This is a genomic window from Lysobacter sp. M15, from assembly GCF_022662515.1.
Lineage (GTDB): Bacteria > Pseudomonadota > Gammaproteobacteria > Xanthomonadales > Xanthomonadaceae > JAKPBU01.
This window is the reverse complement of sequence record NZ_JAKPBV010000011.1, coordinates 264,398-287,208: the sequence shown is the minus strand read 5'-3', so window position 1 is coordinate 287,208 and position 22,811 is coordinate 264,398. Positions and strand designations below refer to the sequence as shown.

General features: G+C 67.3%; 22 protein-coding genes and 1 tRNA gene. 16 read left to right on the top strand and 7 right to left on the bottom strand.

Features of this window, described 5'->3' with window-relative positions:
• Positions 1-42: 42 nt before the first annotated feature.
• Entirely contained in the window at positions 43-1,389 is a 1,347-nt protein-coding gene (locus MC380_RS09885) for a dihydroorotase (RefSeq protein ID WP_242164522.1), read from the bottom strand.
• Positions 1,390-1,629 carry a membrane protein insertion efficiency factor YidD gene (gene yidD, locus MC380_RS09880; RefSeq protein ID WP_242103457.1) on the bottom strand — a complete coding sequence of 80 codons (240 nt, stop codon included), beginning with the start codon at positions 1,627-1,629 and terminating at the stop codon, positions 1,390-1,392.
• 107 nt (positions 1,630-1,736) lie between these two features.
• Between yidD and dksA the strand changes: the two genes are divergently transcribed.
• Both dksA and MC380_RS09870 read left to right on the top strand, forming a co-directional pair.
• The gene (dksA, locus tag MC380_RS09875; protein ID WP_242103458.1) at positions 1,737-2,702 is read left to right on the top strand and encodes an RNA polymerase-binding protein DksA; all 966 of its coding nucleotides are present in this window, start codon (positions 1,737-1,739) and stop codon (positions 2,700-2,702) included.
• An 84-nt stretch (positions 2,703-2,786) separates the two neighbouring features.
• Entirely contained in the window at positions 2,787-4,226 is a 1,440-nt protein-coding gene (locus MC380_RS09870; RefSeq protein ID WP_242164519.1) for an RNB domain-containing ribonuclease, read from the top strand.
• A gap of 11 nt (positions 4,227-4,237) precedes the next feature.
• Here MC380_RS09870 and MC380_RS09865 read toward each other — a convergent pair whose 3' ends face one another.
• The 3 genes from MC380_RS09865 to cysS all read right to left on the bottom strand — a co-directional run bounded on the left by MC380_RS09865 (position 4,238) and on the right by cysS (position 7,510).
• Positions 4,238-5,470: an MFS transporter gene (locus MC380_RS09865; RefSeq protein WP_277929908.1), complete on the bottom strand. Its 1,233-nt coding sequence runs from the start codon at positions 5,468-5,470 to the stop codon at positions 4,238-4,240.
• 103 nt (positions 5,471-5,573) lie between these two features.
• Complete coding sequence (locus MC380_RS09860) at positions 5,574-6,014, bottom strand: SufE family protein (protein WP_242103460.1); 441 nt, start codon at positions 6,012-6,014, stop codon at positions 5,574-5,576.
• A gap of 128 nt (positions 6,015-6,142) precedes the next feature.
• Positions 6,143-7,510 carry a cysteine--tRNA ligase gene (gene cysS, locus MC380_RS09855; RefSeq protein WP_242164517.1) on the bottom strand — a complete coding sequence of 456 codons (1,368 nt, stop codon included), beginning with the start codon at positions 7,508-7,510 and terminating at the stop codon, positions 6,143-6,145.
• Positions 7,511-7,611: 101 nt separating this feature from the next.
• On the opposite strand from cysS, the gene MC380_RS09850 reads away from it, so the two are divergent.
• From MC380_RS09850 to MC380_RS09805, 10 genes are all read left to right on the top strand, one after another.
• Positions 7,612-8,055 (top strand): hypothetical protein, encoded by a 444-nt coding sequence (locus tag MC380_RS09850; protein ID WP_242103462.1) that lies wholly within the window; start codon positions 7,612-7,614, stop codon positions 8,053-8,055.
• Between the two features lie 246 nt (positions 8,056-8,301).
• A complete protein-coding gene (locus MC380_RS09845) occupies positions 8,302-9,327 on the top strand; it encodes an N-acetylornithine carbamoyltransferase (protein WP_242164515.1) in 1,026 nt (341 codons plus the stop codon).
• Positions 9,328-9,403: 76 nt separating this feature from the next.
• A complete protein-coding gene (locus tag MC380_RS09840; protein ID WP_242164514.1) occupies positions 9,404-10,606 on the top strand; it encodes an argininosuccinate synthase in 1,203 nt (400 codons plus the stop codon).
• Positions 10,607-10,686: 80 nt separating this feature from the next.
• Positions 10,687-11,781: an acetylornithine deacetylase gene (locus tag MC380_RS09835; protein WP_242103465.1), complete on the top strand. Its 1,095-nt coding sequence runs from the start codon at positions 10,687-10,689 to the stop codon at positions 11,779-11,781.
• Between the two features lie 84 nt (positions 11,782-11,865).
• A complete protein-coding gene (locus MC380_RS09830) occupies positions 11,866-13,179 on the top strand; it encodes an acetylglutamate kinase (protein ID WP_242164512.1) in 1,314 nt (437 codons plus the stop codon).
• Complete coding sequence (gene argC, locus MC380_RS09825) at positions 13,176-14,117, top strand: N-acetyl-gamma-glutamyl-phosphate reductase (protein WP_242164510.1); 942 nt, start codon at positions 13,176-13,178, stop codon at positions 14,115-14,117. Before MC380_RS09830 ends, argC begins: the two co-directional genes overlap by 4 nt.
• A 9-nt stretch (positions 14,118-14,126) precedes the next feature.
• Positions 14,127-15,416 carry an argininosuccinate lyase gene (gene argH, locus MC380_RS09820; protein WP_242164507.1) on the top strand — a complete coding sequence of 430 codons (1,290 nt, stop codon included), beginning with the start codon at positions 14,127-14,129 and terminating at the stop codon, positions 15,414-15,416.
• A complete protein-coding gene (gene proB, locus MC380_RS09815) occupies positions 15,413-16,561 on the top strand; it encodes a glutamate 5-kinase (RefSeq protein WP_242164505.1) in 1,149 nt (382 codons plus the stop codon). Before argH ends, proB begins: the two co-directional genes overlap by 4 nt.
• Positions 16,558-17,829 carry a glutamate-5-semialdehyde dehydrogenase gene (locus MC380_RS09810; protein WP_242103470.1) on the top strand — a complete coding sequence of 424 codons (1,272 nt, stop codon included), beginning with the start codon at positions 16,558-16,560 and terminating at the stop codon, positions 17,827-17,829. The genes proB and MC380_RS09810 overlap by 4 nt, the downstream gene beginning before the upstream one ends.
• Positions 17,830-18,162: 333 nt before the next feature.
• Entirely contained in the window at positions 18,163-18,459 is a 297-nt protein-coding gene (locus tag MC380_RS09805) for a hypothetical protein (RefSeq protein WP_242164502.1), read from the top strand.
• Positions 18,460-18,562: 103 nt separating this feature from the next.
• On the opposite strand, the gene MC380_RS09800 is transcribed toward MC380_RS09805, so the two are convergent.
• Positions 18,563-19,165 carry a DUF892 family protein gene (locus MC380_RS09800; RefSeq protein ID WP_242103472.1) on the bottom strand — a complete coding sequence of 201 codons (603 nt, stop codon included), beginning with the start codon at positions 19,163-19,165 and terminating at the stop codon, positions 18,563-18,565.
• A gap of 87 nt (positions 19,166-19,252) precedes the next feature.
• Between MC380_RS09800 and MC380_RS09795 the strand changes: the two genes are divergently transcribed.
• The 3 genes from MC380_RS09795 to MC380_RS09785 all read left to right on the top strand — a co-directional run bounded on the left by MC380_RS09795 (position 19,253) and on the right by MC380_RS09785 (position 20,804).
• Positions 19,253-19,819: an isochorismatase family cysteine hydrolase gene (locus MC380_RS09795; protein WP_242164500.1), complete on the top strand. Its 567-nt coding sequence runs from the start codon at positions 19,253-19,255 to the stop codon at positions 19,817-19,819.
• 156 nt (positions 19,820-19,975) lie between these two features.
• A complete protein-coding gene (locus MC380_RS09790; protein ID WP_242164498.1) occupies positions 19,976-20,179 on the top strand; it encodes a hypothetical protein in 204 nt (67 codons plus the stop codon).
• Positions 20,154-20,804, top strand: a complete 651-nt coding sequence (locus tag MC380_RS09785; RefSeq protein WP_242164496.1) for a DNA-3-methyladenine glycosylase — start codon at positions 20,154-20,156, stop codon at positions 20,802-20,804. Before MC380_RS09790 ends, MC380_RS09785 begins: the two co-directional genes overlap by 26 nt.
• A 395-nt stretch (positions 20,805-21,199) precedes the next feature.
• Here the strand turns inward: MC380_RS09785 and MC380_RS09780 are convergent.
• A tRNA-Pro gene (locus MC380_RS09780) sits at positions 21,200-21,276 on the bottom strand.
• Positions 21,277-21,424: 148 nt separating this feature from the next.
• On the opposite strand from MC380_RS09780, the gene hisS reads away from it, so the two are divergent.
• Complete coding sequence (hisS, locus tag MC380_RS09775) at positions 21,425-22,801, top strand: histidine--tRNA ligase (protein WP_242164494.1); 1,377 nt, start codon at positions 21,425-21,427, stop codon at positions 22,799-22,801.
• Positions 22,802-22,811: the final 10 nt, after the last annotated feature.

Below are 22,811 nucleotides of genomic sequence, written 5' to 3'. Positions count from 1 at the left end.
CGGCGAACCATGCGACGACGAACAGGGCGATGCCGCGCGGGGTCACCGCGCGAACCCCAGCCGCTGCCCCCCCGGTTCGCCAAGCAGTTTGCGACCATCCCACGCCAGCATGCCATTGACCCAGGTCGAGGCGATCCTGGTGTGGAAGGTCGTGCCTTCGAAGGGCGACCAGCCGCATTTGGACAGCACGTCTTCGCGCTCCACGGTATATGGCGCGTCGTCCACCATGACCAGATCGGCCCAGTACCCTTCGCGCAGGAAGCCGCGCTCGGATACATCGAACAGCTGTGCCGGCGCATGCGCGAACTTCTGCACGACCTGCGCATTGGTCAGGCGTCCGGCACGCACCAGTTCCAGTGCGGCATTCAGCGCGAACTGCACCAGCGGCAGTCCGCTGGGCGCCTGCAGGTAGGGCCGTGCCTTCTCCTCCAGCGTGTGCGGCGCGTGATCGGTGGCGAGCACATCGATCACGTCCGAGGCCAGCGCATCGATCAGCGCCTCGCGGTCGGCAGCGTCCTTGATCGCAGGATTGCACTTGATCAGATTGCCCAGGCGCGCGTAATCCTCGCGCGCGAAGTGCAGGAAATGCACGCAGGTCTCGGCGGTGATGCGCTTGCGCGACCCGTCTTCGCGGATCAGCGGGCCCCGCTCGAACAGGGCCAGTTCGTCGGCGGTGGAAATGTGCAGCACGTGCAGCCGGCTGTCGTGGCGGCGCGCCAGCTCCAGCGCGAGCCGGGTCGACTTGATGCAGGCTTCGCGCGAACGGATGTCCGGATGCGCACCCACAGGGATGTCGTCGCCGTACTCGCCGCGGTATTTGGCCAGCATCGCGTCGATGGTCGGCGTGTCTTCGCAATGGGTGATGATCGGCGTGGGCGCCTCGCGGAAGATGCCATTGAGGGTTTCTGGATCGTCCACCAGCATGTTGCCGGTCGAGGCTCCCATGAACACCTTGATCCCCGGGGCAGCCTTCGGATCCAGCGCCCGGATCGCAGCCAGGTTGTCGTTGCTGGCGCCCATGTAGAAGCCGAAGTTGCCCCAGGCGCGACCGGTAGCGCGCCGGTACTTGTCTTCCAGCGCGTCGCGATCCAGCGTGGGCGGCGAGGTGTTGGGCATGTCCATGAAGCTGGTCAGGCCGCCGGCCACGGCCGCCGCCGACTCGCTGGCGATATCGGCTTTGTATTCCAGTCCCGGCTCGCGGAAATGCACCTGGTCGTCGATCATGCCGGGCATCAGCCTGCGGCCGGCGGCGTCGATCACCGTTTCACGTTCGCCCGCAGACAGCCCGCTGCCGATTTCGGCGATGCGGCCGCGCGAGATGCGCAGGTCGCCGTCGAACTCGCGGCCTTCATTGACCAGGCGGGCGTTGACGATCAGCGTGTCCGACATTCAGTGGTTTCCATGCTGGTGGGGCAGATCGGGCACCGGATCGTGCCCGCCCGGGTTGAGCGGATGGCAGCGGCCGATGCGACGCAGCGCCAGCCAGCCGCCGCGCAGGGCGCCGTGGCGGGCGATCGCCGTCATCGCATACTCGGAACAACTGGGCGTGAACCGGCAGCGCGGGCCGAGCAGGGGGCTGATCAGGCGTTTATAGCCACGCAGCAGGGCGATGAGCAGGCGGTCGATCACAGGCTTTGCACGGCGCGGCGCGCAGTCTCGCGCGGTTGCCGAGGTAGGGCTCGCAGGGTATAACAGCGCGCTTTCCCGCACTAGGGAACCAGAAGGACGTATAGGAAGTGGCAGTCAAGAAACCCGCAAAGAAGGCCGCGAAGGCCGTCAAGAAGCCCTCCCGGCCTGCAGCGAAGAAGGCGCCCGCCAAAAAGCCGACCGCCAAAAAGGCGCCCGCGAAGAAGCCGGCGCCGGCCCAGAAGGCCGCCGTGAAGAAGACAGCTGCCAAGAAGCCGGCCGCTGCGAAGAAGCCGGCCCCGAAGAAGCAGGTCGCCAAGCCCGTGAAGAAGGCGGCGCCGGCCAAGGCGGTGGCCAAGAAGGTGCAGCCGGCCAGCAAAACCGGACCGGTCGCCAAGCCGGCCAAGACGACACCGGCGCCTTCCAAGCCCGATGTGGCCAAGGCCGCACCCGCGCCGAAGCCAGCGCCCGCAGCCAAGTCCGACAAGGCCAAAGCGCCTGCCAAGCCCGCCCCACAGCCGGCGAGCGAACCGGCCAAGGCGCCCAGGGCACCGGTGGTCTCGCGTCCGCTGGGCAAGGTGGCCGTGGCGGTTACCGCCAGACCCGCCGCGCCCGCTCCCAAGGGTAAAGTCAAGGTGGTGAAGTACGACACCGATGAAACCGGCCGTCCGATCGTGCCCAACGGCTACAAGCCAGGGCCGGACGAGGAATACATGAGCCCGCTGCAGCTCGAATACTTCCGCCAGCGCCTGATGCAGTGGCGCGCAGATTTGGTGGAAGAGTCCAAGCAGACCATCGAGAACCTCAAGGACGAAGTGCGCGACATCGGCGATGAAGCCGAGCGGGCCACCCGCGAGACCGAAAACTCGCTGGAGCTGCGGACCCGCGATCGCTACCGCAAGCTGATCGGCAAGATCGACAGCACGCTCAAGCGCGTGGATTCGGGCGAGTACGGCTACAGCGTCGATTCAGGCGAGGAAATCGGCCTGGAACGCCTGGAAGCCCGCCTCACCGCCGAGCGCACCATCGACGAGCAGGAGCGCTGGGAGCACCTGCAGAAGCAGATCGGCGACTGAAGCGCGCGTGACGCCTGTCGCAGCAGGGATATTCCGGGGAAGCCTCGCGCAAGCGGGGCTTTTCCGTTTGCGGGGCAGGCGCTGATGGGCGGGACTCGCTGCCTTGGCGTGGCCGCTGCGGCTGACGGTGGCCTTCACCAGGGCATCGATGCGATCAGGCGGGAGCAGGAGCTGCCCGCAGCATTTCCGCCCGAAGTGGAGCAAGCCGCCGTGCGCGCGGCTGCCGCGCCACGACTGCCGGATCTGGATCGCACCGACATCGCCCTGGTCACCATCGATCCGGCGGGGGCGATGGATCTGGACCAGGCCCTGCATGTCGAACGGCGCGGCGACGGCTACCGGGTGCATTACGCGATCGCCGATGTCGCCGCGTTCGTGCGCCCGGGCGACGCCATCGACCTGGAAGCGCATCGCCGGGGCGAAACGCTGTATGGAGCCGACGTCAAGATCCCGCTGCATCCGAAGCAGCTGTCGGAAGGCGCGGCATCGCTGTTGCCGGACCAGGTGCGCCCGGCCCTGCTGTGGACGATGGACCTGGACGGGACCGGCGAGGGCGTCGTCGTCGACGTGCGCCGGGCGCTGGTGCGCAGCCGCGCGCGCTTCGACTATGCAGGGGTGCAGGCCGACGTGGATTCCGGCCGGGCAGATCCCATGTGGGACGTGCTGCGCGAGATCGGCATGCTCAGGAAACGACGCGAGCAGGACCGTGGCGGCATCAGCCTGCCCCTGCCGGAGCAGGAGATGGACGAACGCTCCGGCCGATGGACGCTGGACTACCGCGCGCGCCACCCGGTCGAGGACTGGAACGAGCAGATTTCGCTGCTCACCGGTATGGCCGCCGCGCATCTGATGCTGGAGGGCGGGGTAGGCCTGCTGCGCACCCTGCCGCCGCCGCCTTCCTGGATGCTGCAACGCCTGCGTCGCGGCGCGAAGGCGCTGCGCCTGGACTGGCCTGAGGATCTGGCCTACCAGGACTTCATCCGCTCGCTCGATCCCAACGATCCGAAGGCGATCGCAATGATGGTGACCTGCACCACGCTGCTGCGCGGCGCGGCTTACGTCGCCTTCCATGGCGAGCCTCCGGAAAACGCCGGCCACTGGGCGCTGGCGTCCGAATACACGCATGTCACTGCGCCGCTGCGGCGGCTGGTCGATCGCTACACCGGTGAAGTCTGCCTGTCGCTATGCGCGGGTCGACCGGTCCCCGATTGGGTCACCTCGGCACTGCCGACCCTGCCAGCGACGATGCAGCGCTCCGCACAGCGTGCCGGCCGTTTCGAGCGTGCGGTGATCGACCTCGCCGAAGCGCTCACCCTGGCGCCACGGGTGGGAGAGGAGTTCGACGGCAGCATCGTCGAAGTTGAGAAGGACAAATCCCGTGGCGTGGCGATGCTGCGCGAACTCGCCATCGAGGCGCCGGTGCAGGGCGATTCGCCGCTGCCCTTGGGAGAAGGGGTGAGCTTGCGTCTGGTCGAAGCTGACCCGGACACGCGCGTCGTGCGTTTCGAATTGGCGACGCCGTAACGCAGCAGGTGTCACCGGGACTCGTGCAGATCGAGGTCGCGTAAATCCAGCTTGCGCAGTCGCGGCGCAAGTTTCGCGGTGACGGCGACGACGCCAAGGGTGACAAAGCCGCCCAGGACCACGGAGGTCACCAGCCCCAGCAGGCGCGCCATGCTGCCGGCGTAGAACGCGCCGAGCTCGTTCGACGAACCGATGAAGATGCCATTGATCGACGACACCCTGCCGCGCATGTCGTCAGGCGTGGCCAGCTGCAGGATGGTCGAACGGATCACCACCGACACGCCATCGCACAGACCGGACAGCAGCAGGAAGAATGCCGACAGCCAGAAATGCGTGGACAGGCCGAAGCCGATGATGCACAGCCCGAAGCCCGCGACCGCCAGCAGCATGATCCGGCCGGCGTTGGCCTGCAGCGGCCTGCGCGCCAGGTACAGGCCGGCGCTGACCGCTCCCAGCGCAGGCGCGCCGCGCAGGATGCCGAGTCCTTCCGGCCCGTAATGCAGGATCTCGTGGATGAAGGCCGGCGCCAGCGAGATCGCGCCGCCGAACAGCACCGCGAACATGTCCAGCGCCATCGCGCCGAGCATGATCTGGTTTCCGAACACGAAGCGCAGCCCGTCGCGGATGCTGGCGAAGATCGGCCCGCGCTGCAGCACCGGCGCCGGTTCGGTGACCTGCAGCCGCGACAGCGCCACGACGGCGATAACGCCGAACGCCGCAGCGGTGCCGTACGCCACATGCTTCCCGGCCCAGCCGACGAGCACGCCACCGATCGCCGGCCCGATCACCAGTCCGGACTGGAACACCACGCTGCCGATACTGGCGCCGCGCGCGAACTGTTCGCGCCTGAGCACGCGCGCGAACAGCGCGTTGTAAACCGGCCCGAGGAACGCGCGCACGCAGCCGCCCACAGCGATCGCCGCATAGATCGGCCAGACGCCACGCGCCGGAGGCCAGTGCAGCGCGATCGCGGCCAGCAGCACTGCGGTCGTCGCCAGCCCCGCACACGCGGCCATGCCCAGCTTGCGTCGCGGCAGATGGTCGACGAGGTAACCGGCGAAAGGCGCCACGCAGAAGAACGGCAGCACTTCGGCCAGGCCGATCAGGCCGAGCGACAATGGGTTGCGGGTCAGCTCGTACACGTGCCAGCCAACGGTGACCGCCACGATCTGGTAGCTCAGGATCGTGCTAAACCGGTACAGCATCAGCTGCACGAAGCTGCGGTTGCGTAGCGGGGCGGGCAAAACCTCCGTCATCCTGCGGCCCATTGGGAGCGGCCTTGGCCGCGATTGCGATCGCCCGTGCAGGAAAAGGCGTTCGCGGCCAAGGCCGCTCCCACGACAGCGATCACGCGACGGCGCGCTGTGCGGTGTCGCGGATGAAGGCGAGCAGGGCCGCCAGACCGTTACTGCGGGTCGGCGAAAGATGCTTGGCCAGGCCGATGCCACCGATGTAGTCCGGTTCGGTGGCGAGAATTTCCGCCGCGCTGCGGCCCGAATAAACGCGCAGCGCCAGGTAGATCAACCCCGACACGATGGCCGAATCGCTGATCGCGGCGAAATCGAGCCTTTCCCTGTCACCGCTGGGTACGATCCAGACCATCGACTGGCAGCCGTGCAGGCGGTGCTGGTCGGTCTTCCAGTCAGAGGGGAACGGCGGCAATTTGCGGCCGAGGTCGATCAGGTACTGGTAGCGCTCGGACCAGTCGCCGAAATAGCCGAACTCCTCCGCAATGGCGGCCTGCGCATCGACAGCGGTGGATTCGAGAGGAAAGGCGGTATCGGTCACGGGTGCTGATCTGGAAAGCTCATTGCAGACATTGTAGGAGCGACGTCAGTCGCGACCCTCATGATTTTCCCGCATTTCATGCGAAGGGCCCGCGACTGAGACCTGCTCCCGTGGCCACCCAGGCCCCGCTACGCGCGCTTCCAGCGCACGCCCTGCGGCGTGTCTTCCAGCAGGATGCCTTCGCCTGCCAGCTGGTCGCGGATCGCGTCCGCGCGGGCGAAATCGCGCACCTTCTTGGCCGTGATGCGCTCGTCGATCAGCGCCTGGATCCGCGCATCATCGTCATTCGAGGCGCCGCGCCCGAACCACGCGGCTGGTGTCTGCTGCAGCAGCCCCAGCGCGAGTCCGGCACCTAGCAGTTCGCGCTTCAGGCGTTCGCGTTCACTGGTGTCGACGCCCTTGCGCGCCTCGCCTGCGATACGGGCGATCTCGGCCAGCGCCGCGGGCGTGTTCAGGTCGTCGTCGAGTGCGGCCTCGATGCTGGCGGGAATCGCTGGAGCGACCTCGATCGTGCCCAGATCGCGCAAGGTCCCGTACAGGCGGTCCAGCGTGCGCACGCTCTGTTCGATCAGGCTTTCGGACCAGTCCAGCGGCTGCCGGTAATGCGCCGAGAGCAGCGCGTAGCGCAGCGCCTCGGGCGGATGCGCACGCACCAGGTCGTGGATCTTCTCGATGTTGCCCAGCGACTTGGACATCTTGGTGCCGGCGAAGGTCAGCATGCCGTTGTGCAGCCAGTAGCGCGCGAAGGGCCTGCCGCCGTGCGCGCATTCGCTTTGCGCGATCTCGTTCTCGTGATGCGGGAACTGCAGGTCCACGCCGCCGGCATGGATGTCGATGGTGTCGCCCAGGTGCGCCTCGGCCATCGCCGAGCATTCGATGTGCCAGCCCGGACGCCCACGACCCCAGGGCGATTCCCAGCCGGGAAGCTCGTCGGTGGACGGCTTCCACAGCACGAAGTCGCCCGGGTCGCGTTTGTACGGCGCGACTTCGACCCGTGCACCGGCCAGCATGTCTTCCGGATCGCGGCGCGAGAGCTTGCCGTAGCCTTCGAAGCTGTCGATCGCAAACAGCACATGACCCTCGGCCGCGTAGGCGTGACCGGATGCGATCAGGCGCTCGATCATGGCGATGATCGGGGCGATATGCGCGGTCGCGGCGGGCTCGACGTCCGGGGCGGCGATGCCGAGCGCGGCCATGTCCTCTCGATAGGCGGCGGCGAAACGGTCGGTGATCGCCGAAATCGGGACGCCCTGCTCGCGGGCCGCGGCGTTGATCTTGTCGTCGACGTCGGTGATGTTGCGCGCGTATTTCAGCGCGCCATACCGGCGGCGCAGCAGATCGGCCAGCACGCCGAACACGGTGTACGGACGGGCATTGCCGATGTGGACGTAGTTGTAGACCGTGGGCCCACACACGTACATCGTGGGGCAGGCGGGGTCGAGCGGCGCGAACGGCTCGACCCGTCGCGTTAGGGTGTTGTACAGGTGCAGGCTCATCGGGCCGTCGGCTCGGAACGTCCGCCGATTCTACCGGCCGCCCACCGCCGACGACAGCGAGGATTCAGGCCCATGGCAGCGCAGCCGCATACACTGGCGCCATGCGATCTCCACTGCCTCGGCCACTGGCCGCCTGGGTCCTGTCGTCCACGCTGGTGCTGGTCGCGCTGCCGCTCCATGCCCAGCAGGCCGTGCTGGTTCCCACCGAAAACGTGCGGGTCGAATATGGCCAGGTGCTACGGGCCGAGCCGATCTACGAAACCCGGCATGAGACCTGGCTCGAACGCCAGTGCCCCGATGGCAACAACAGGATGCTTTCGCGGATCGCCGGCGCGGTAAAGGACGTGCTCAAGCCGGGCAAACCAGAGGACGATGGCGGCTGCCGTGACGTGCCGGTGGAGCGCGAATTCCGGCGCCTGGCGGCGTACGAGGTGGACTATATGTACAAGGGCAGCAAATACCGCTCGCGCATGCCCTTCGATCCCGGCAACAAGATCAAGCTGCGGGTGTCGGTGGCCCCGTACGCGACCTCCACCGGCCGCTGAGCTTGCGGCGGGCGGCCGTGCGTGCGAGGATGCGCGCTCGATGAACGCCTGCCAGCCCACCGCCCACGCATATGCCAGTTCCGCCCGGATGGCTTCGGGCATGACTTCGCGCGCGCGCCGACCGGAAACCTCGCCTGCAGCTGGGTAGACCGGAACGTTTCATCGCGTTCACCACCGTCCGAACCCAGCCCTCGCGCTGGGTTCTTGCGTTTCAGACCCTCGAATTCCTCACCTCACGACCAAGCAATGAAACACTTCCTCAATACCCAGGACTGGACCCGCCCGGAGCTCGACGCGCTGCTGACCCAGGCATCGCTGTTCAAGCGCAATTCGCTGGGGGACGAGCTCAGGGGCAAGAGCATTGCCCTGGTGTTCTTCAACCCGTCCCTGCGGACCCGGACCAGCTTCGAGCTGGGCGCCTTCCAGCTGGGTGGCCACGCGGTGGTGCTGCAGCCGGGCAAGGACGCCTGGCCGATCGAATTCGACCTGGGCACGGTGATGGACGGCGATACCGAAGAACACATCGCCGAAGTCGCGCGGGTGCTCGGGCGCTACGTCGACCTGATCGGTGTGCGCGCATTTCCGAAGTTCGTCGACTGGTCGGTCGACCGGGAAGATGCGGTGCTGAAGGGTTTCGCCAAGTATTCGCCGGTCCCGGTGATCAACATGGAGACGATCACCCATCCCTGCCAGGAGCTGGCGCATGCGCTGGCGCTGCAGGAACACTTCGGCGCGCGGGACCCAGGATCGGCTCCCTCGGAGGTCCTGCGTGGCCGGAAGTACGTCCTGACCTGGACCTACCACCCCAAGGCGCTCAACACCGCGGTCGCCAACTCCGCGCTGACCATCGCCACCCGCCTCGGGATGGACGTCACCTTGCTGTGCCCGTCACCGGATTACGTGCTGGACGAGCGCTACATGGGATGGGCGAAGCACAACGCGGCCGAGACCGGTGGCTCGCTCACGGTGAGCCATGACGTCGACAGCGCCTACGACGGTGCCGACATCGTCTACGCCAAGAGCTGGGGTGCACTGCCGTACTTCGGCCACTGGCACGACGAAAAGCCGATCCGCGACCAGTTCAAGCACTTCATCGTCGACGAACGCAAGATGGCCCTCACCAACAACGGCGTGTTCTCGCATTGCCTGCCGCTGCGCCGCAACGTCAAGGCGACCGATGCGGTGATGGATTCGCCCAACTGTATTGCCATCGACGAGGCCGAGAATCGGCTGCACGTGCAGAAAGCGGTGATGGCGGCATTGGTGTCGTAAGGCGGATCCTGACCCGCCATCGCGATCTCCCAAATCCTACATGGCGGGTCAAGGCCCGCCCTACAAGAGCAATTCGATGACCGCTTCGGATTCCAAAGATATCGTCCTCGCCTTCTCCGGCGGCCTCGACACCAGCTTCTGCGTGCCCTACCTGCAGGAGCGTGGCTGGAAGGTGCACACCGTGTTCGCCGACACCGGCGGCGTCGACGCCGAGGAGCGTGCCACCATCGAAGCGCGCGCCGCGGAACTTGGCGTGGCCTCGCACCTCACCATCGATGGCGGCCCGGCGATCTGGGAGGGTTTCGTCAAGCCGTTCGTGTGGGCGGGCGAGGGCTACCAGAGCCAGTATCCGCTGCTGGTGTCCGATCGCTACCTGATCGTCGACGCGGCGCTGGCGCGCGCCAACGACCTGGGTACCAATGCGATCGCCCACGGCTGCACCGGCATGGGCAACGACCAGGTGCGTTTCGACCTCGCGGTGAAGGCCAGCGGCGACTACCGCATCGTCGCGCCGATCCGGGAGATCCAGAAGGAGCACACCCAGACCCGTGCCTACGAGCAGGCCTACCTGGAAGAACGCGGTTTTTCCGTGCGCGCCAAGCAGAAGGCCTACACCATCAACGAGAACCTGCTGGGCCTGACCATGTCCGGCGGCGAGATCGACAAGTGGGAAGCGCCCGGCGCCGGCGCGCGCGGCTGGTGCGCGCCGCGCGCGGAATGGCCGGCGCAGACGCTGCGCGCGACGCTGCGTTTCGTGCAAGGCGAAGCGGTCGCGCTGGATGGCACGGAGATGCCCGGTGCGCAGATCCTGACAGAGCTCAACCGGTCGTTCGCCCGTTATGGCGTGGGCCGTGGCCTGTACACCGGCGACACCACCATCGGCCTGAAGGGACGGATCGTGTACGAGGCGCCGGGCCTGGCCGCGCTGCTGACGGCGCATCGTGCGCTGGAAGAGGCCGTGCTGACCAAGCAGCAGAACCGCTTCAAGCCGGAGGTGGCGCGCAAATGGGTGGAGCTGGTTTACGAAGGCTTCTTCCACGATCCGCTCAAGACCGATCTGGAAGCCTTCCTCGCCTCGTCGCAGCAGACCGTCAACGGCGAAGTGGTGCTGGAAACCAATGGTGGCCGGGTGGATGCGGTGGAAGTGCGCTCGCCGCACATCCTCAACGCCAAGGGGGCCACGTACGCGCAGTCGGCCGACTGGGGCGTGGAGGAGGCCGAGGGCTTCATCAAACTGTTCGGGATGAGCAGCACGCTATGGGCGGAGGTGAATCGCTGAGTCCACGCGCCGTGGATGCGCGTGCCGGCGCGAGTCGGACCGATGCATCCACGGGCAATGAATCAGGCGAAGACATGCGCATGCTCGACAACGTCCTCCAACATCTTCAGGCGCTGGTGTCATACGACACGCGCAACCCGCCACGGGCCATCGGCACGGGCGGGATCTTCGACTACATCCGGACGCAGCTGCCTGGTTTCCAGGTCGAGGTGAGCGATCACGGCGCCGGTGCGGTGTCGCTGCTGGCCGTGCGCGGCACGCCACGGCGCCTGTTCAACGTGCACCTGGACACGGTGCCGGACTCGCCGGCGTGGACGGCCGATCCACTGAAGCTGCGTGTCACGGACGACCGCGCCATCGGCTTGGGCGCCTGCGACATCAAGGGCGCCGCCGCCGGACTGCTCGCGGCCGCCAATGCCACTCAGGGCGATGCAGCGTTCCTGTTCTCCAGCGACGAGGAAGCCAACGATCCACGCTGCATCGCCGCATTCTTGCAACGGAATGCACTGGCGCGCGAGCACGGCTTCGGGGAAGTCATCGTCTCCGAGCCGACCAACTGCGAAGCAGTGCTGGCGCACCGGGGCATCGCCTCTGTGCACCTGAAGTTCACCGGCCAGGCGGGTCACGCCTCCGGGGTCAATGCGCTGTCGGCCAGCGCGCTGCATCAGGCCATCCGCTGGGGCGCGGACGCGCTGTCGCTGGTCGAGGCCGAAGCGCACCAGCGCTTCGGCGGACTGACCGGATTGCGCTTCAACATCGGCAGGGTGGAAGGCGGGATCAAGGCCAATGTCATCGCACCGAGCGCCGAGGTGCGGTTCGGTTTCCGTCCGCTGCCGTCGCAAGACCTGGATGCCATGCACGCCCGGTTCCGCGCATTGGTGCCGGACAGCGCCGAGTACCTCGACATCTTCCGTGGCCCTTCATTGCCGGCTGGCGACGTTGCGCAGGCGGAGGAACGCCGTCTCGCCGCGCGCGATCTCGCCGACGCGCTCGGACTGCCGGTGGGCAACGCGGTCGATTTCTGGACCGAAGCTTCGCTGTTCTCGCAGGCCGGTCTCACCGCCCTGGTCTTCGGTCCGGGCGACATTGCCCAGGCGCACACCGCCGACGAATGGGTGTCGCTGCACCAGCTGTCCGAAGCCGCTTCTCACTATCACCGCCTGATGGAGGCCTGATCATGGCCGTGCTCACCCTGCCTTCGACCGCCTGCAACGGCGATCGGAGGGCGCTTCCGGAACCGCAATGAGTTGCTCGTCTCCATGACCGACCTGCGCACCACCATCGTCCGCCTGCTGTCCAGCATGGGCAGCACCAAGGAGATCCAGCAGTACCTCAAGCGCTTCTCGCAGCTCGACGCGGCGCGGTTCGCCGTGGTCAAGGTGGGAGGCGCGGTGCTGCGCGACGACCTGGAGGCGTTGACCTCGTCGCTCGCGTTCCTGCAGCAGGTCGGCCTGACCCCGATCGTGGTGCATGGCGCCGGGCCGCAGCTGGACGCGCAAATGCAGGCGGCCGGGATCGAGAAGGTCACGGTCGACGGCCTGCGTCACACCGACGCCGCGGTGCTCTCGGTTGTGCGGCGGGTGATGCGCCAGGAAAACCTGCGCCTGGTCGAGGCGCTGCAGGCCGAGGGCGTGCGCGCGACCTCGATCCAGTCGGGCGTGTTCGAAACCGCCTATCTGGATCCGGAGCGCTATGGCCTGGTCGGCAAGGTGGTGAGCGTGGATACCGACGGAATCCGCGCCGCGATCAAGGTCGGTTCGATCCCGGTGATCGCCTCGCTCGGCGAGACGGCCGACGGGCAGATCGTCAACGTCAACGCCGACTGGGCGGCGAACGAGCTGATCAAGACCCTGCAGCCGTACAAGATCGTGTTCCTCACCTCGACCGGCGGTTTGCTCAATAACGAGGGCAAGGTGATCGATTCGATCAACCTGTCCACCGAGTACGAGCACCTGATGGCGCAGCCCTGGATCAACGGCGGCATGCGGGTCAAGATCGAGCAGATCAAGGACCTGCTCGATGCATTGCCGTTGTCCTCGTCGGTATCGATCACACGGCCCTCGGAACTGGCCAAGGAGCTGTTCACGCACAAAGGTTCGGGCACGCTGGTGCGGCGCGGCGAGCGCGTGCTGCGCTTCGACGGCTGGGACGGCGTGGATCGCGAAAGGCTGCGCGACCTGATCGAATCCAGCTTCGGTCGCAGCCTGCTGCCGTCCTACTTCGCCCAGACCGCGCCGTTCCGCGTCTACGTCAGCGAGAACTACCGCGCCGCGCTGGTGCTGACCAGGGAAGAGGGCGTCGCCTACCTCGACAAGTTTGCCGTGCTCGACGACGCCCAGGGCGAAGGCCTGGGCCGCGCGGTCTGGCAGGTGATGCGCGAACAGAACCCGCAGCTGTTCTGGCGTTCGCGCCACGGCAACCCGGTCAACCCCTTCTACTATGCCGAATCGGACGGCTGCTTCAAACAGGAGCAATGGAAGGTGTTCTGGTACGGCCTGCAGGGCTTCGACGAGATCGAACGCTGCGTGGCGCACTGCGCGCAACGCCCGGCGACGCTGGAAGACGCGGCATGAAGCGGATCGGGCTGGTGGGCGCGCGCGGACACGTCGGAGCCGAGCTCATCCGGCTGCTTGCGACGCATCCGGGCTTCGAGCTCGGCTTCGTGTCCTCGCGCGAACTGGACGGCCAGCGCGTGGCCGAGCGCGTGCCGCAATTCGCCAGTGAACTGCGCTACCGCAACATCCCCCATGAGGCGCTCGGCGACGAACGCGTCGACGCCTACGTGCTTGCCTTGCCCAACGGCAAGGCCGAGCAGTGCATCGCGGCGATCGATGCGGGCAATCCGGACGCGGTGGTGATCGATCTGTCGGCCGACTATCGCTTCGACGATGCCTGGTACTACGGCCTGCCCGAGCTGACGCGTTCTGGCTATTCGGGGCAGAGGCGGATCAGCAATCCGGGTTGCTACGCGACTGCGATGCAGCTGGCGATTGCGCCGATGCGGGACCTCGTCGCCGGCCCGGTGCAGTGCTTCGGCGTGTCCGGCTATTCGGGCGCGGGTACGACACCCTCGGACAAGAACGATCCGGACAAGCTCCGCGACAACCTGATGCCCTATGCGCTGACCGGACACCTGCACGGGCGCGAGGTCGCCCGGCATCTGCTGCCGGTCGAATTCATGCCGCATGTCGCACCGCATTTCCGCGGGCTGACCGTTACGGCCAACCTGCATCTGCGCGAGCCGACGACGCTCGACGCGGTGCGGCAGCGGTACCGCGATCGCTACGACGGCGAACCGCTGGTGGACGTCACCGACGAGGCGCCATGGGTCAGCCGGATTGCCGGCCGCCATGGCGCACAGGTGGGCGGCTTCTCCCTGACAGAAGATGGCAGCCGGCTGGTCATCGTCTCGACCCTCGACAACCTGCTCAAGGGCGCCGCCACCCAGGCGCTGCAGAATCTCAATCTCGCCTTCGGCCACGACGAGTTCGAAGGCATCCCTACGAGGTAGCGCCGCTCCATGTCCGACCTTCTCTGGCAGAAACCCGGCGTGACCGTCGATGCGGAAATCCAGGCGTTCCTGGCCGGCGACGACGTGATCCTGGATCGCGAATTCTTCCTGCACGACATTGCCGCCAGCCGCGCGCACGCAGAAGGGCTGCAGCGCATCGGCATCCTGACCGGCGATGAGCTCGCCGCGCTCTCGCGCGAACTCGAAGCGCTGGCCGACGACTTCGGTAATGGCGTCTTCGTGCTGGACGCAACCTACGAGGACGGCCATTCCGCGATCGAGGCGCGGCTGACCGAACGCCTGGCCGATGCCGGCAGGAAGATCCATGCTGGCCGCAGCCGCAACGACCAGGTCCTGGTGGCGACCCGGCTGTGGCTGAAGGACAGGTTGGCGACGCTGTATGCCATCGCGCGCGAGGTCGCCCGGATCGCACTGGAGCGCGCCGCTGCCGAAGCACAGCTGCCCATGCCCGGCTATACCCACCTGCAGCGCGCGGTGGTGTCGTCTGCCGGCATGTGGTGGGCGGGCTGGGCGGAAGCCTTCATCGACGATGCGCAGCGTGCCGCCGATACCCGCGCCTGGATCGATGCCAACCCGCTGGGCACCGCCGCCGGCTACGGGGTCAACCTGCCGCTGGACCGCGACCACACCACGCAAGCGCTGGGCTTCGGCCGGGTCCAGGTCTCGCCGCTGTACGCGCAGCTTTCGCGTGGCAAATTCGAACTGGCCGCGCTCGAGGCGCTGTCCAGCACCATGCTCGACCTGCGCCGCCTGGCCTGGGACCTGAGCCTGTTCACCAGCGCCGAATTCGGATTCGTCGCACTGCCGGCCCAGTACACCACCGGCAGTTCGATCATGCCCAACAAGCGCAATCCCGATGTGATCGAGCTGATGCGCGCCAGCTACGCCAGCGTTGCCGCCGCGCGCTGCGAGATCGAGCAGCTGCTGTCGCTGCCGTCGGGTTACCACCGCGATCTGCAGCTGTCCAAGGGCGCGCTGTACCACGGCTTCGGCAAGGGCCTGCCGGCGCTGGCGCTGCTGCCGGATCTGTTGCGCAATCTGGAATGGAAACCCGAGGCGCTGGCCGCCGCGCTGGAGCCGTCGATGTACGCCACCGATCTGGCGGTCGATCTGGCGCGCGACGGCGTCCCGTTCCGCGACGCCTACCGCCAGGCGGCCGATCCGCAACGCTGGCTGGCCGGCGATCCGGCCGCGAGCCTGGCTGCGCGCGTTTCGCCCGGTGCCGCCGGCGACCTGCGTCTGGATCTGCTGCACCAGCGACTGGAGACGCTCGGGTGACAGTGGACGCAGGCCCGACGCGCTTCAGCGAGCAGCCGCTGACGCCCTGGCGCCGGGCGGTGCTCAAGGTCGGCAGCAGCCTGCTGGCGGCCGAAGGCGGCGGCTTGTCGCCTCGCCATGTCGAAGCCATCGCCGGCTTCGTACGCGCCGCGCACAGTCTCGGGCGCGAAGTCGTGCTGGTGTCCTCGGGCGCGGTTGCCGCCGGACGCGCGCTGTCGCCTTCGCCAACGAGCGGTAGCGGCATGGCCGAACGCCAGGCGCTGGCAGCGCTCGGGCAAGCGAAGCTGATGGGCTTCTGGCAGGGCTTTTTCGAGCCCCCGGTCGCGCAGGTGCTGCTGACCCACGACGACCTCCGCAACCGGCGGCGCTACCTCAACGCCCGCGCCACGCTGACGGCACTGCTGTCGCGCGCGGCGTTGCCGATCGTGAACGAGAACGACACCGTGTCGGTGGACGAGCTCAAGCTCGGCGACAACGACAATCTCGCCGGCGTGGTGGCCGCCCTGGTCGATGCCGACATCCTGTTGATCGCGACCGATGTCGACGGGCTTTACGATCGCGATCCGCGCCGTCATGGCGATGCGCGCCCGGTCGAGCAGGTCGCCATCGTCGATGCCGCGGTGATGGCCAGCGCCGGAGCTGCGGGCAGCGCCGCAGGCACCGGCGGCATGGTCACCAAACTCGAGGCGGCCGCTCGCGCCGCTCGCGCCGGCATCGCCACGGCATTGTTCAACGGCCGCGCGCCCGCGGTGCTGGAGGCGCTGGCGCGCGATCGGTTGATCGGTACCTGGATCGCGCCTTCCGCGAGCCGGGTCGTGGCACGCAAGCACTGGCTGCTGAGTGCGCCGCTGGAAGCTGGCGCGGTGGTGCTCGACGCCGGCGCCGCGCAGGCCGTGGCGGGGCAGGGCGCGTCGCTGCTGGCCGGCGGCATCGCCGCCGTGGAAGGCGATTTCCGTCGCGGCGATGCGGTGCTGCTGGTGTGTCGCGGCGCCGACGGCGAACGGCGCATCGCACGCGGCATCGCCCAGTACTCGGCGGCGGACATCCGCCGCATCGCTGGCCGCCACTCGCGCGAGATCGAAACGGTGCTCGGCTACAGCTACGGCGGCAGCATCGTGCATCGCGACGACCTGGTGTTGCTATGACAGCTTCCACTATCCGCAGCCTGGCCCTGCGCTGCCGCGACGCGTCGGCCGCCGTGGCGCAGTTGTCGACGACCGACAAGAATGCGTTGCTGCTGGCCATGGCCGATGCGTTGCAGGCCGATGCCGAAACCATTCTGCAGGCGAACGCGCGCGACCTCGATGCGGCGCGGCATAAGGGCATCGGCGGCGCGCTCCTGGACAGGCTGATGCTCGATCGCGTACGTCTCGACGCCATCGCCGGCGCGGTGTGCGAGGTCGCCGCATTGCCGGACCCGGTCGGCCAGGTCACCCGGCGTGAAGTGCGGCCCAACGGCATCGTGGTCGAGCGGGTGCGCGTGCCGTTGGGCGTGGTGGCGATGGTCTATGAGGCGCGCCCGAACGTGACCGCAGATGCCGCCGCGCTGTGCCTGAAGGCGGGTAACGGGGTGATCCTGCGCGGCGGCAGCGAGGCCCTGCATTCGAATACCGCCATCGCCGCCGCCTTGCGCCGTGCGCTATGCGAGTGCGGCCTGCCTGAGGATGCTCTGGTGCTGCTCGAGGACCTGCGCCGCGAGACCATGGTCGAACTGCTGCAGCTGACCGACATCGTCGACCTGGCGATTCCACGCGGCGGAGAGGGCCTGATCCGCTTCGTGGCCGAACACGCGCGCGTGCCAGTGATCAAGCACTACCAGGGTGTGTGCCATCTGTTCGTCGATGCCCATGCGGACCACGATCTCGCGCTGCGCCTGCTGCTGGACGGCAAGGTCTCGCGCCCTGGCGTCTGCAATGCGCTGGAGACGCTGCTGGTCCATGCCGACGTCGCAGACACGTTCCTGCCCGCAGCCGGGCGCGCGCTGCAGGCCCGCGGCGTGGAACTGCGCGGCGATGACAGGACGCGCGCGCTGGTGCCGGGCGTCACGAGGGCGACCGACGACGATTACGCCGCCGAGTTCCTCGATCTGGTGCTGGCGGTGCGGGTGGTCGATTCGCTGGAGCAGGCCATCGCCCATATCCGGCGATTCGGTTCGGACCATACCGAGGTCATCGCCACCGCTGACGCGACGGCGGCCGAGCGTTTCGTGCAGGCGCTGCGCTCGGCCGTGGTGATGGTGAACGCATCCTCGCGCTTTTCCGACGGCGGCGAACTCGGGCTGGGCGCCGAGATCGGAATTTCCACCACGCGATTGCACGCCTATGGCCCGATGGGCGCCGAGTCGCTGACCATCGAGCGTTACGTGGTGCGTGGCGAAGGACAGACGCGAAACCTGGCGACGGTGCCGCGATAGCGCAGCGATGACGGCGCGTTGGCGCCGAAAAAACGCGAAAGCCGGCGCAGGGCCGACGTCGACGAAGTCCGCGGGCCCATCACGCTGCGCGGGTGGGGTCCAGAGCAGAGTCTGGCGCCCGCGTCGGCCGGCCGGCGCGGCCGGGCTGGGCGTGCACATCCTGCGCGAGCGCGTGGATGCGCTGCCTGGCGGGTAATCGTTGGGAAACCGGCACGAAAACAAGTGGTTCGGCACCCGTGTTCAGCAGCGGGACGGGTCCATCGAGGATCTCCCAGTCCGCTTGACGCTGTCTTGACACGGAACGGGCAGGATGTCGTGAACAGATTTTATGTGATGCACGACGCCTTCCGGAGCCATGGGATGACTCGATCAGAGCTGGACAGGGCCTTGCTCGATTTGCGCGTTGAAATTCTTGGCAGCAGACGTTCCAATCTCGACCGCCTCGCGCTGTACACGAAATTCTGGAAGCGTACGGACTGGCTGATCTCCGAGTCGGCGGGCGCCGACCGGATCCACGCGCGCGAGGCGCTGAACGACCTGCTGAGCATTGCCCTGGATCGGGGGCTCTTCGACCTGTCGTGCATGGATACGCAGGCCACCCAGCCGGCTGAACAGGCGCGGTGGCACTGAGCTGCCGACCGGACGGCGTACAACCGCTGTCCAACGTTCGCAAACAGGCACGAGTCACGCGGCCGGTCGGTCAGACCCGGCCGCGTGGCGTCGGCTGGATGGATCAGAGCATCTGATCGCGTGCCTGCTCGGCGCGCGATGCCCCGATTGCGGTTTCCACGTCCCTGATTTCCTCGGGCGGAGGCAGCACGGCAGGCATGCCCAGGCTCTGGATCCAGAGTTCCCGACACCAGCCCATGGTGTGATAGAGGTGGTGGTCTTCGTCCTTCTCCACCGCTTCGAAGGCCTGCTTGAGCACCTTGGCATTGGCGCCGCCTGCCTCGGCGACCTTGCCGATGAGTTCCCAGTTCTGATGGTCCTTGGTTTCGGCAAGGACCACGCATTCGGCCGCAACCAGCTCGGCAGCAGCCGGGCTGGCCTTCGCCATCGCCATCTCGATCGCCTTGACCAGGGATGCGCCCTGGTGCGCGACGACTTCGCGTCCGGAGCTGGATTCTTCCGTATCCATGCCAAGCTCGGCGAACACGTTGGTCAGGACCTGCTCGTGGGTGCGGGTTTCGTCGAGATACTCTTCCCATTCCTTGCGCAGGTCTTCGTTCTGCGCCGCCTGAATGGCCGCCGTGTAGACCTTGATGCCGCCGCGCTCGGTTTCCAGGGCCTGAAGCAGGAGCTCGTGCACCTGTGCGTTGTCGGTCTTCTTTGCCATGCTTGTGTTCCTCGTTGCGATGATGCGCCATTCTCGGCTTGCGCCGTCGCGGCATCGTGAAATTCTCCTGAGTAAATCGTTGCTGCCATGCGCCCGTCGAACCAACCCGCACTGCTCATCATCGACGTGATGAACCACTTCGAGTTCGAAGGCGGACAGGCGCTCGCGCGCGCAGCGATGCCGGCGAGTCGCGCGATCGCACGACTGCGCGACAGGTACGATGCCGCAGGTCGTCCGGTCATCTACGCGAACGACAACTGGATGCAGTGGCAGGGCGAGTTCAGCGACCTGATTGCGGCGTGCCGGGCCAAGCCTGGTCCTGCCGCTCAGATCGCCGACACGCTACAGCCAAGAAAAGGCCATTTTTACGTGCTGAAGCCCAAAAACTCGGCGTTTCTGGCCAGTGCGCTCCCGGTGCTGCTGGTGCAGCTTGGCGTGACTGCGCTGGCGATCACCGGCATTGCAGCCGATGCCTGCGTGCTCGCTACGGCGCTCGATTCCAACATGCGCGACTACACGGTCTGGGTGCCGGGCGACTGCACTGCCGCGCGCGATGCGGGCGCGAAGAGCCGGGCGCTTCAGCTGTTGCGTTCGACGATTCATGCGGACACCCGCTCCACCCGCGCGGTCGGGGGACTGTTTCCAGCAATCTGAACGACTCAGGTTCGATGTTCGCCTTGTTCGGGTTTTGAGGCCAGACGCTTTTGATGCGGCTGGTTGTCTGCATGCAGGGTCCTGACGCACCTTGGAGCGCGCGCTAAACTCCATGGCATCGCGTACCTGTTGACGCACAAAGGAATTGGCGAGCCGATGTCGAAGAGGCGCCAGGATCTGGATCGACACCTGAATGCGATCGAGGCGAAGGTGCCAGGTCTGCTGCAGCGCCCGGATACCTTCCCGCGTGCGTTCGAGGATGAAGTCGAAGTCCTGCTCGGACAGATCGTTGTGCAGGACCATGCGTACGCGCTGGAACGACTGGAGGCCATCGTTGACCGCTCCGGCTTCAACGGCTAGGCGCTGGAAGGCCCTGCCGCGTTCGTTCTATCGGCGCGATCCGCGCGTGGTCGCCCCGGAACTGCTCAACAAGATCCTGCTCCGGGACGACGGCCGCGCAGGCCGCATCGTGGAAGTGGAAGCCTATGCCGGCACGGACGATCCGGCGGCGCATTCCTACCGCGGCAAGACCGCGCGCAATGCCACGATGTTCGGTCCTGCCGGCCATCTGTATGTGTACTTCACCTATGGCATGCACTGGTGCGCCAACGCGGTATGCGGCGAGGTCGGCGAAGGACACGGTGTCCTGCTGCGCGCCCTCGAACCGGTTGCCGGCCTTGACCGGATGGCGGCCGCCCGGGGTCACCCGGCGAAGGAGCGCGATCTTGCCAGCGGGCCGGGTCGTCTCGCGCAGGCGATGGGGATCGATCGGAGCCTGGACGGCGTCGACCTGGTGACCGGCGAGGGCGGGGTGCGCATCGTCGATGACGGCACGCCGCCACCCCGGACCCCTGCCGTCGGCCCACGGATCGGCATCCGGCGGGCCATCGAGCATCCATGGCGCTGGTGCGTGCCGGACCACCCACACGTTTCGAAAGCGCGCCCGGGCGCGCCGCCTCCCACACGCAAACGAGCCGCGAAATAGCGCAGCAACCCGAGCCGGTCAGCAGCGATGCGGTGCCAGGCAGTCGGGAGGTTTGGCGGGGACGAAAGGCGACACCGGGTCGCTGGCAGGAAAGGTTTCTTCCAGGGCTTCGTCCTGGTTGTCGCTCTCGTGCTGCTTGCGCCTGGCGCGTTGTTCCTCCGTCTCCGGAGCGCAGGGCCCGGTGTCTGGGAGGGGGAGATCTTTCCGGTCCCGCGTGGACATGGGATTCGCCTCGGGGAGACTGCGTAATCGCGCCGCGCCTTGCGCATGCAGGGTGCGGACGCCGGGAGCGAGGCCATCTTCGATCCGGAAGGGCCCGCTTCGCCCCGCACCGGCACTCAGGGGCGGACACGTGGTTCGGCAGCGGGCCGCAGCCCATAAGGGATGCTGTCGATTGGTCGGGGAGACAGGATTTGAACCTGCGACTTCTACGTCCCGAACGTAGCGCTCTACCAGGCTGAGCTACACCCCGACGCGGGTGAGCCGCGTATTGTAGGGATGCCCGGGTGCAGCGGCAACCTGGTTGAGGGCGCGGCATCGGCGCGGGGCGCCACCCGTTAGACTTATGGGCCGAATCGGGCCAGCCGCCCCCCACCGAACGCATACCGTCCGGAGCCCCCTTGATCAAACCGCGCACCCCACCGGGCGTGATGGAACTGCTGCCGCGCGACCAGATCGCGTTCCAGCGCATGCTCGACACCATCCGCCGCACGTTCGAGCGGTTCGGTTTCCTGCCGGTAGAGACGCCGGTTTTCGAACTCACCGAGGTGCTGCTGACCAAGTCCGGCGGCGAGACCGAGCGCCAGGTGTACTTCGTCCAGTCCACCGGGGCGCTCGAAAAGGGCGGGGAAGGACTCCCCGAGCTGGCCCTGCGCTTCGACCTGACCGTGCCGCTGGCGCGCTACGTCGCCGAGCACGAGCACGACCTCGCGTTCCCGTTCCGCCGTTACCAGATGCAGCGCGTGTACCGCGGCGAGCGCGCGCAGCGCGGGCGCTTCCGCGAGTTCTACCAGTGCGATATCGACGTGGTCGGCAAGGACGTGCTGTCCACGCGTTACGACGCCGAAATCCCGGCGGTGATCAGCGCGGTGTTCGAAGCGCTGGCGATCGGCGACTTCACCATCCATCTCAATCACCGCAAGCTGCTGCGTGGCTACTTCGAGGGGCTGGGTATCGAGGGCGAACGCCAGTTCGCGGTGCTGCGCGAGCTCGACAAGCTCGACAAGCGCGGCGAAGGCCCGGTACGCGCCACGCTGCAGGGCGAAGGTTTCGGGCTGCCAGATGACGCAGTGGACCGGCTGATGTCTTTTGCCCGGGTGCGCTCGACCGGTCACGACGATGCGCTGGCCAAGCTGGCCGCGTTGGGCAGCGGCACGGCTCTGTTCGAGGAAGGCCGCGACGAGCTGCGCGCGGTGCTCGAGCAGCTGCGCGTGCTGGGCGTGCCCGAGGCGCGCTACGCGATCAACCTGTCGATCGCGCGCGGCCTGGATTACTACACCGGCATCGTCTACGAAACCACGCTGGACGCGCACCCGCAGATCGGCTCGATCTGCTCGGGCGGACGCTACGACAACCTCGCCGGGCACTACACGAAATCGAAGCTGCCGGGCGTAGGCATTTCCATCGGCCTGACCCGGCTGTTCTTCCAGCTGCGCGAGGCCGGCCTGGTCGGCACCGCCGACAGTTCCGTCGACGCGTTGGTGACCCTGCTCGACGATGCGGGCCTCGGTACGGCGCTATCGCTCTCGCAGCGTCTGCGTGCCGCCGGCCTGAACGTGGAAACCCAGCTGGAGCCGCGCAAGCTGGCCAGGCAGCTTCAATACGCCGACCGCGCCGGGATCCGCTTCGTGGTGATCCGCGGCGAGGACGAGGCGGCGCGCGGCATGGTCGCGGTGAAGGACCTGCGCCGGGGCGAGCAGTTCGAGGTGGCGGAAGCCGACCTGGGCTCCACCCTGCAGGTCGAACGCGAACAGTGGCGGGCGCTCGGCGAGCGCTGAACTGCAGCCT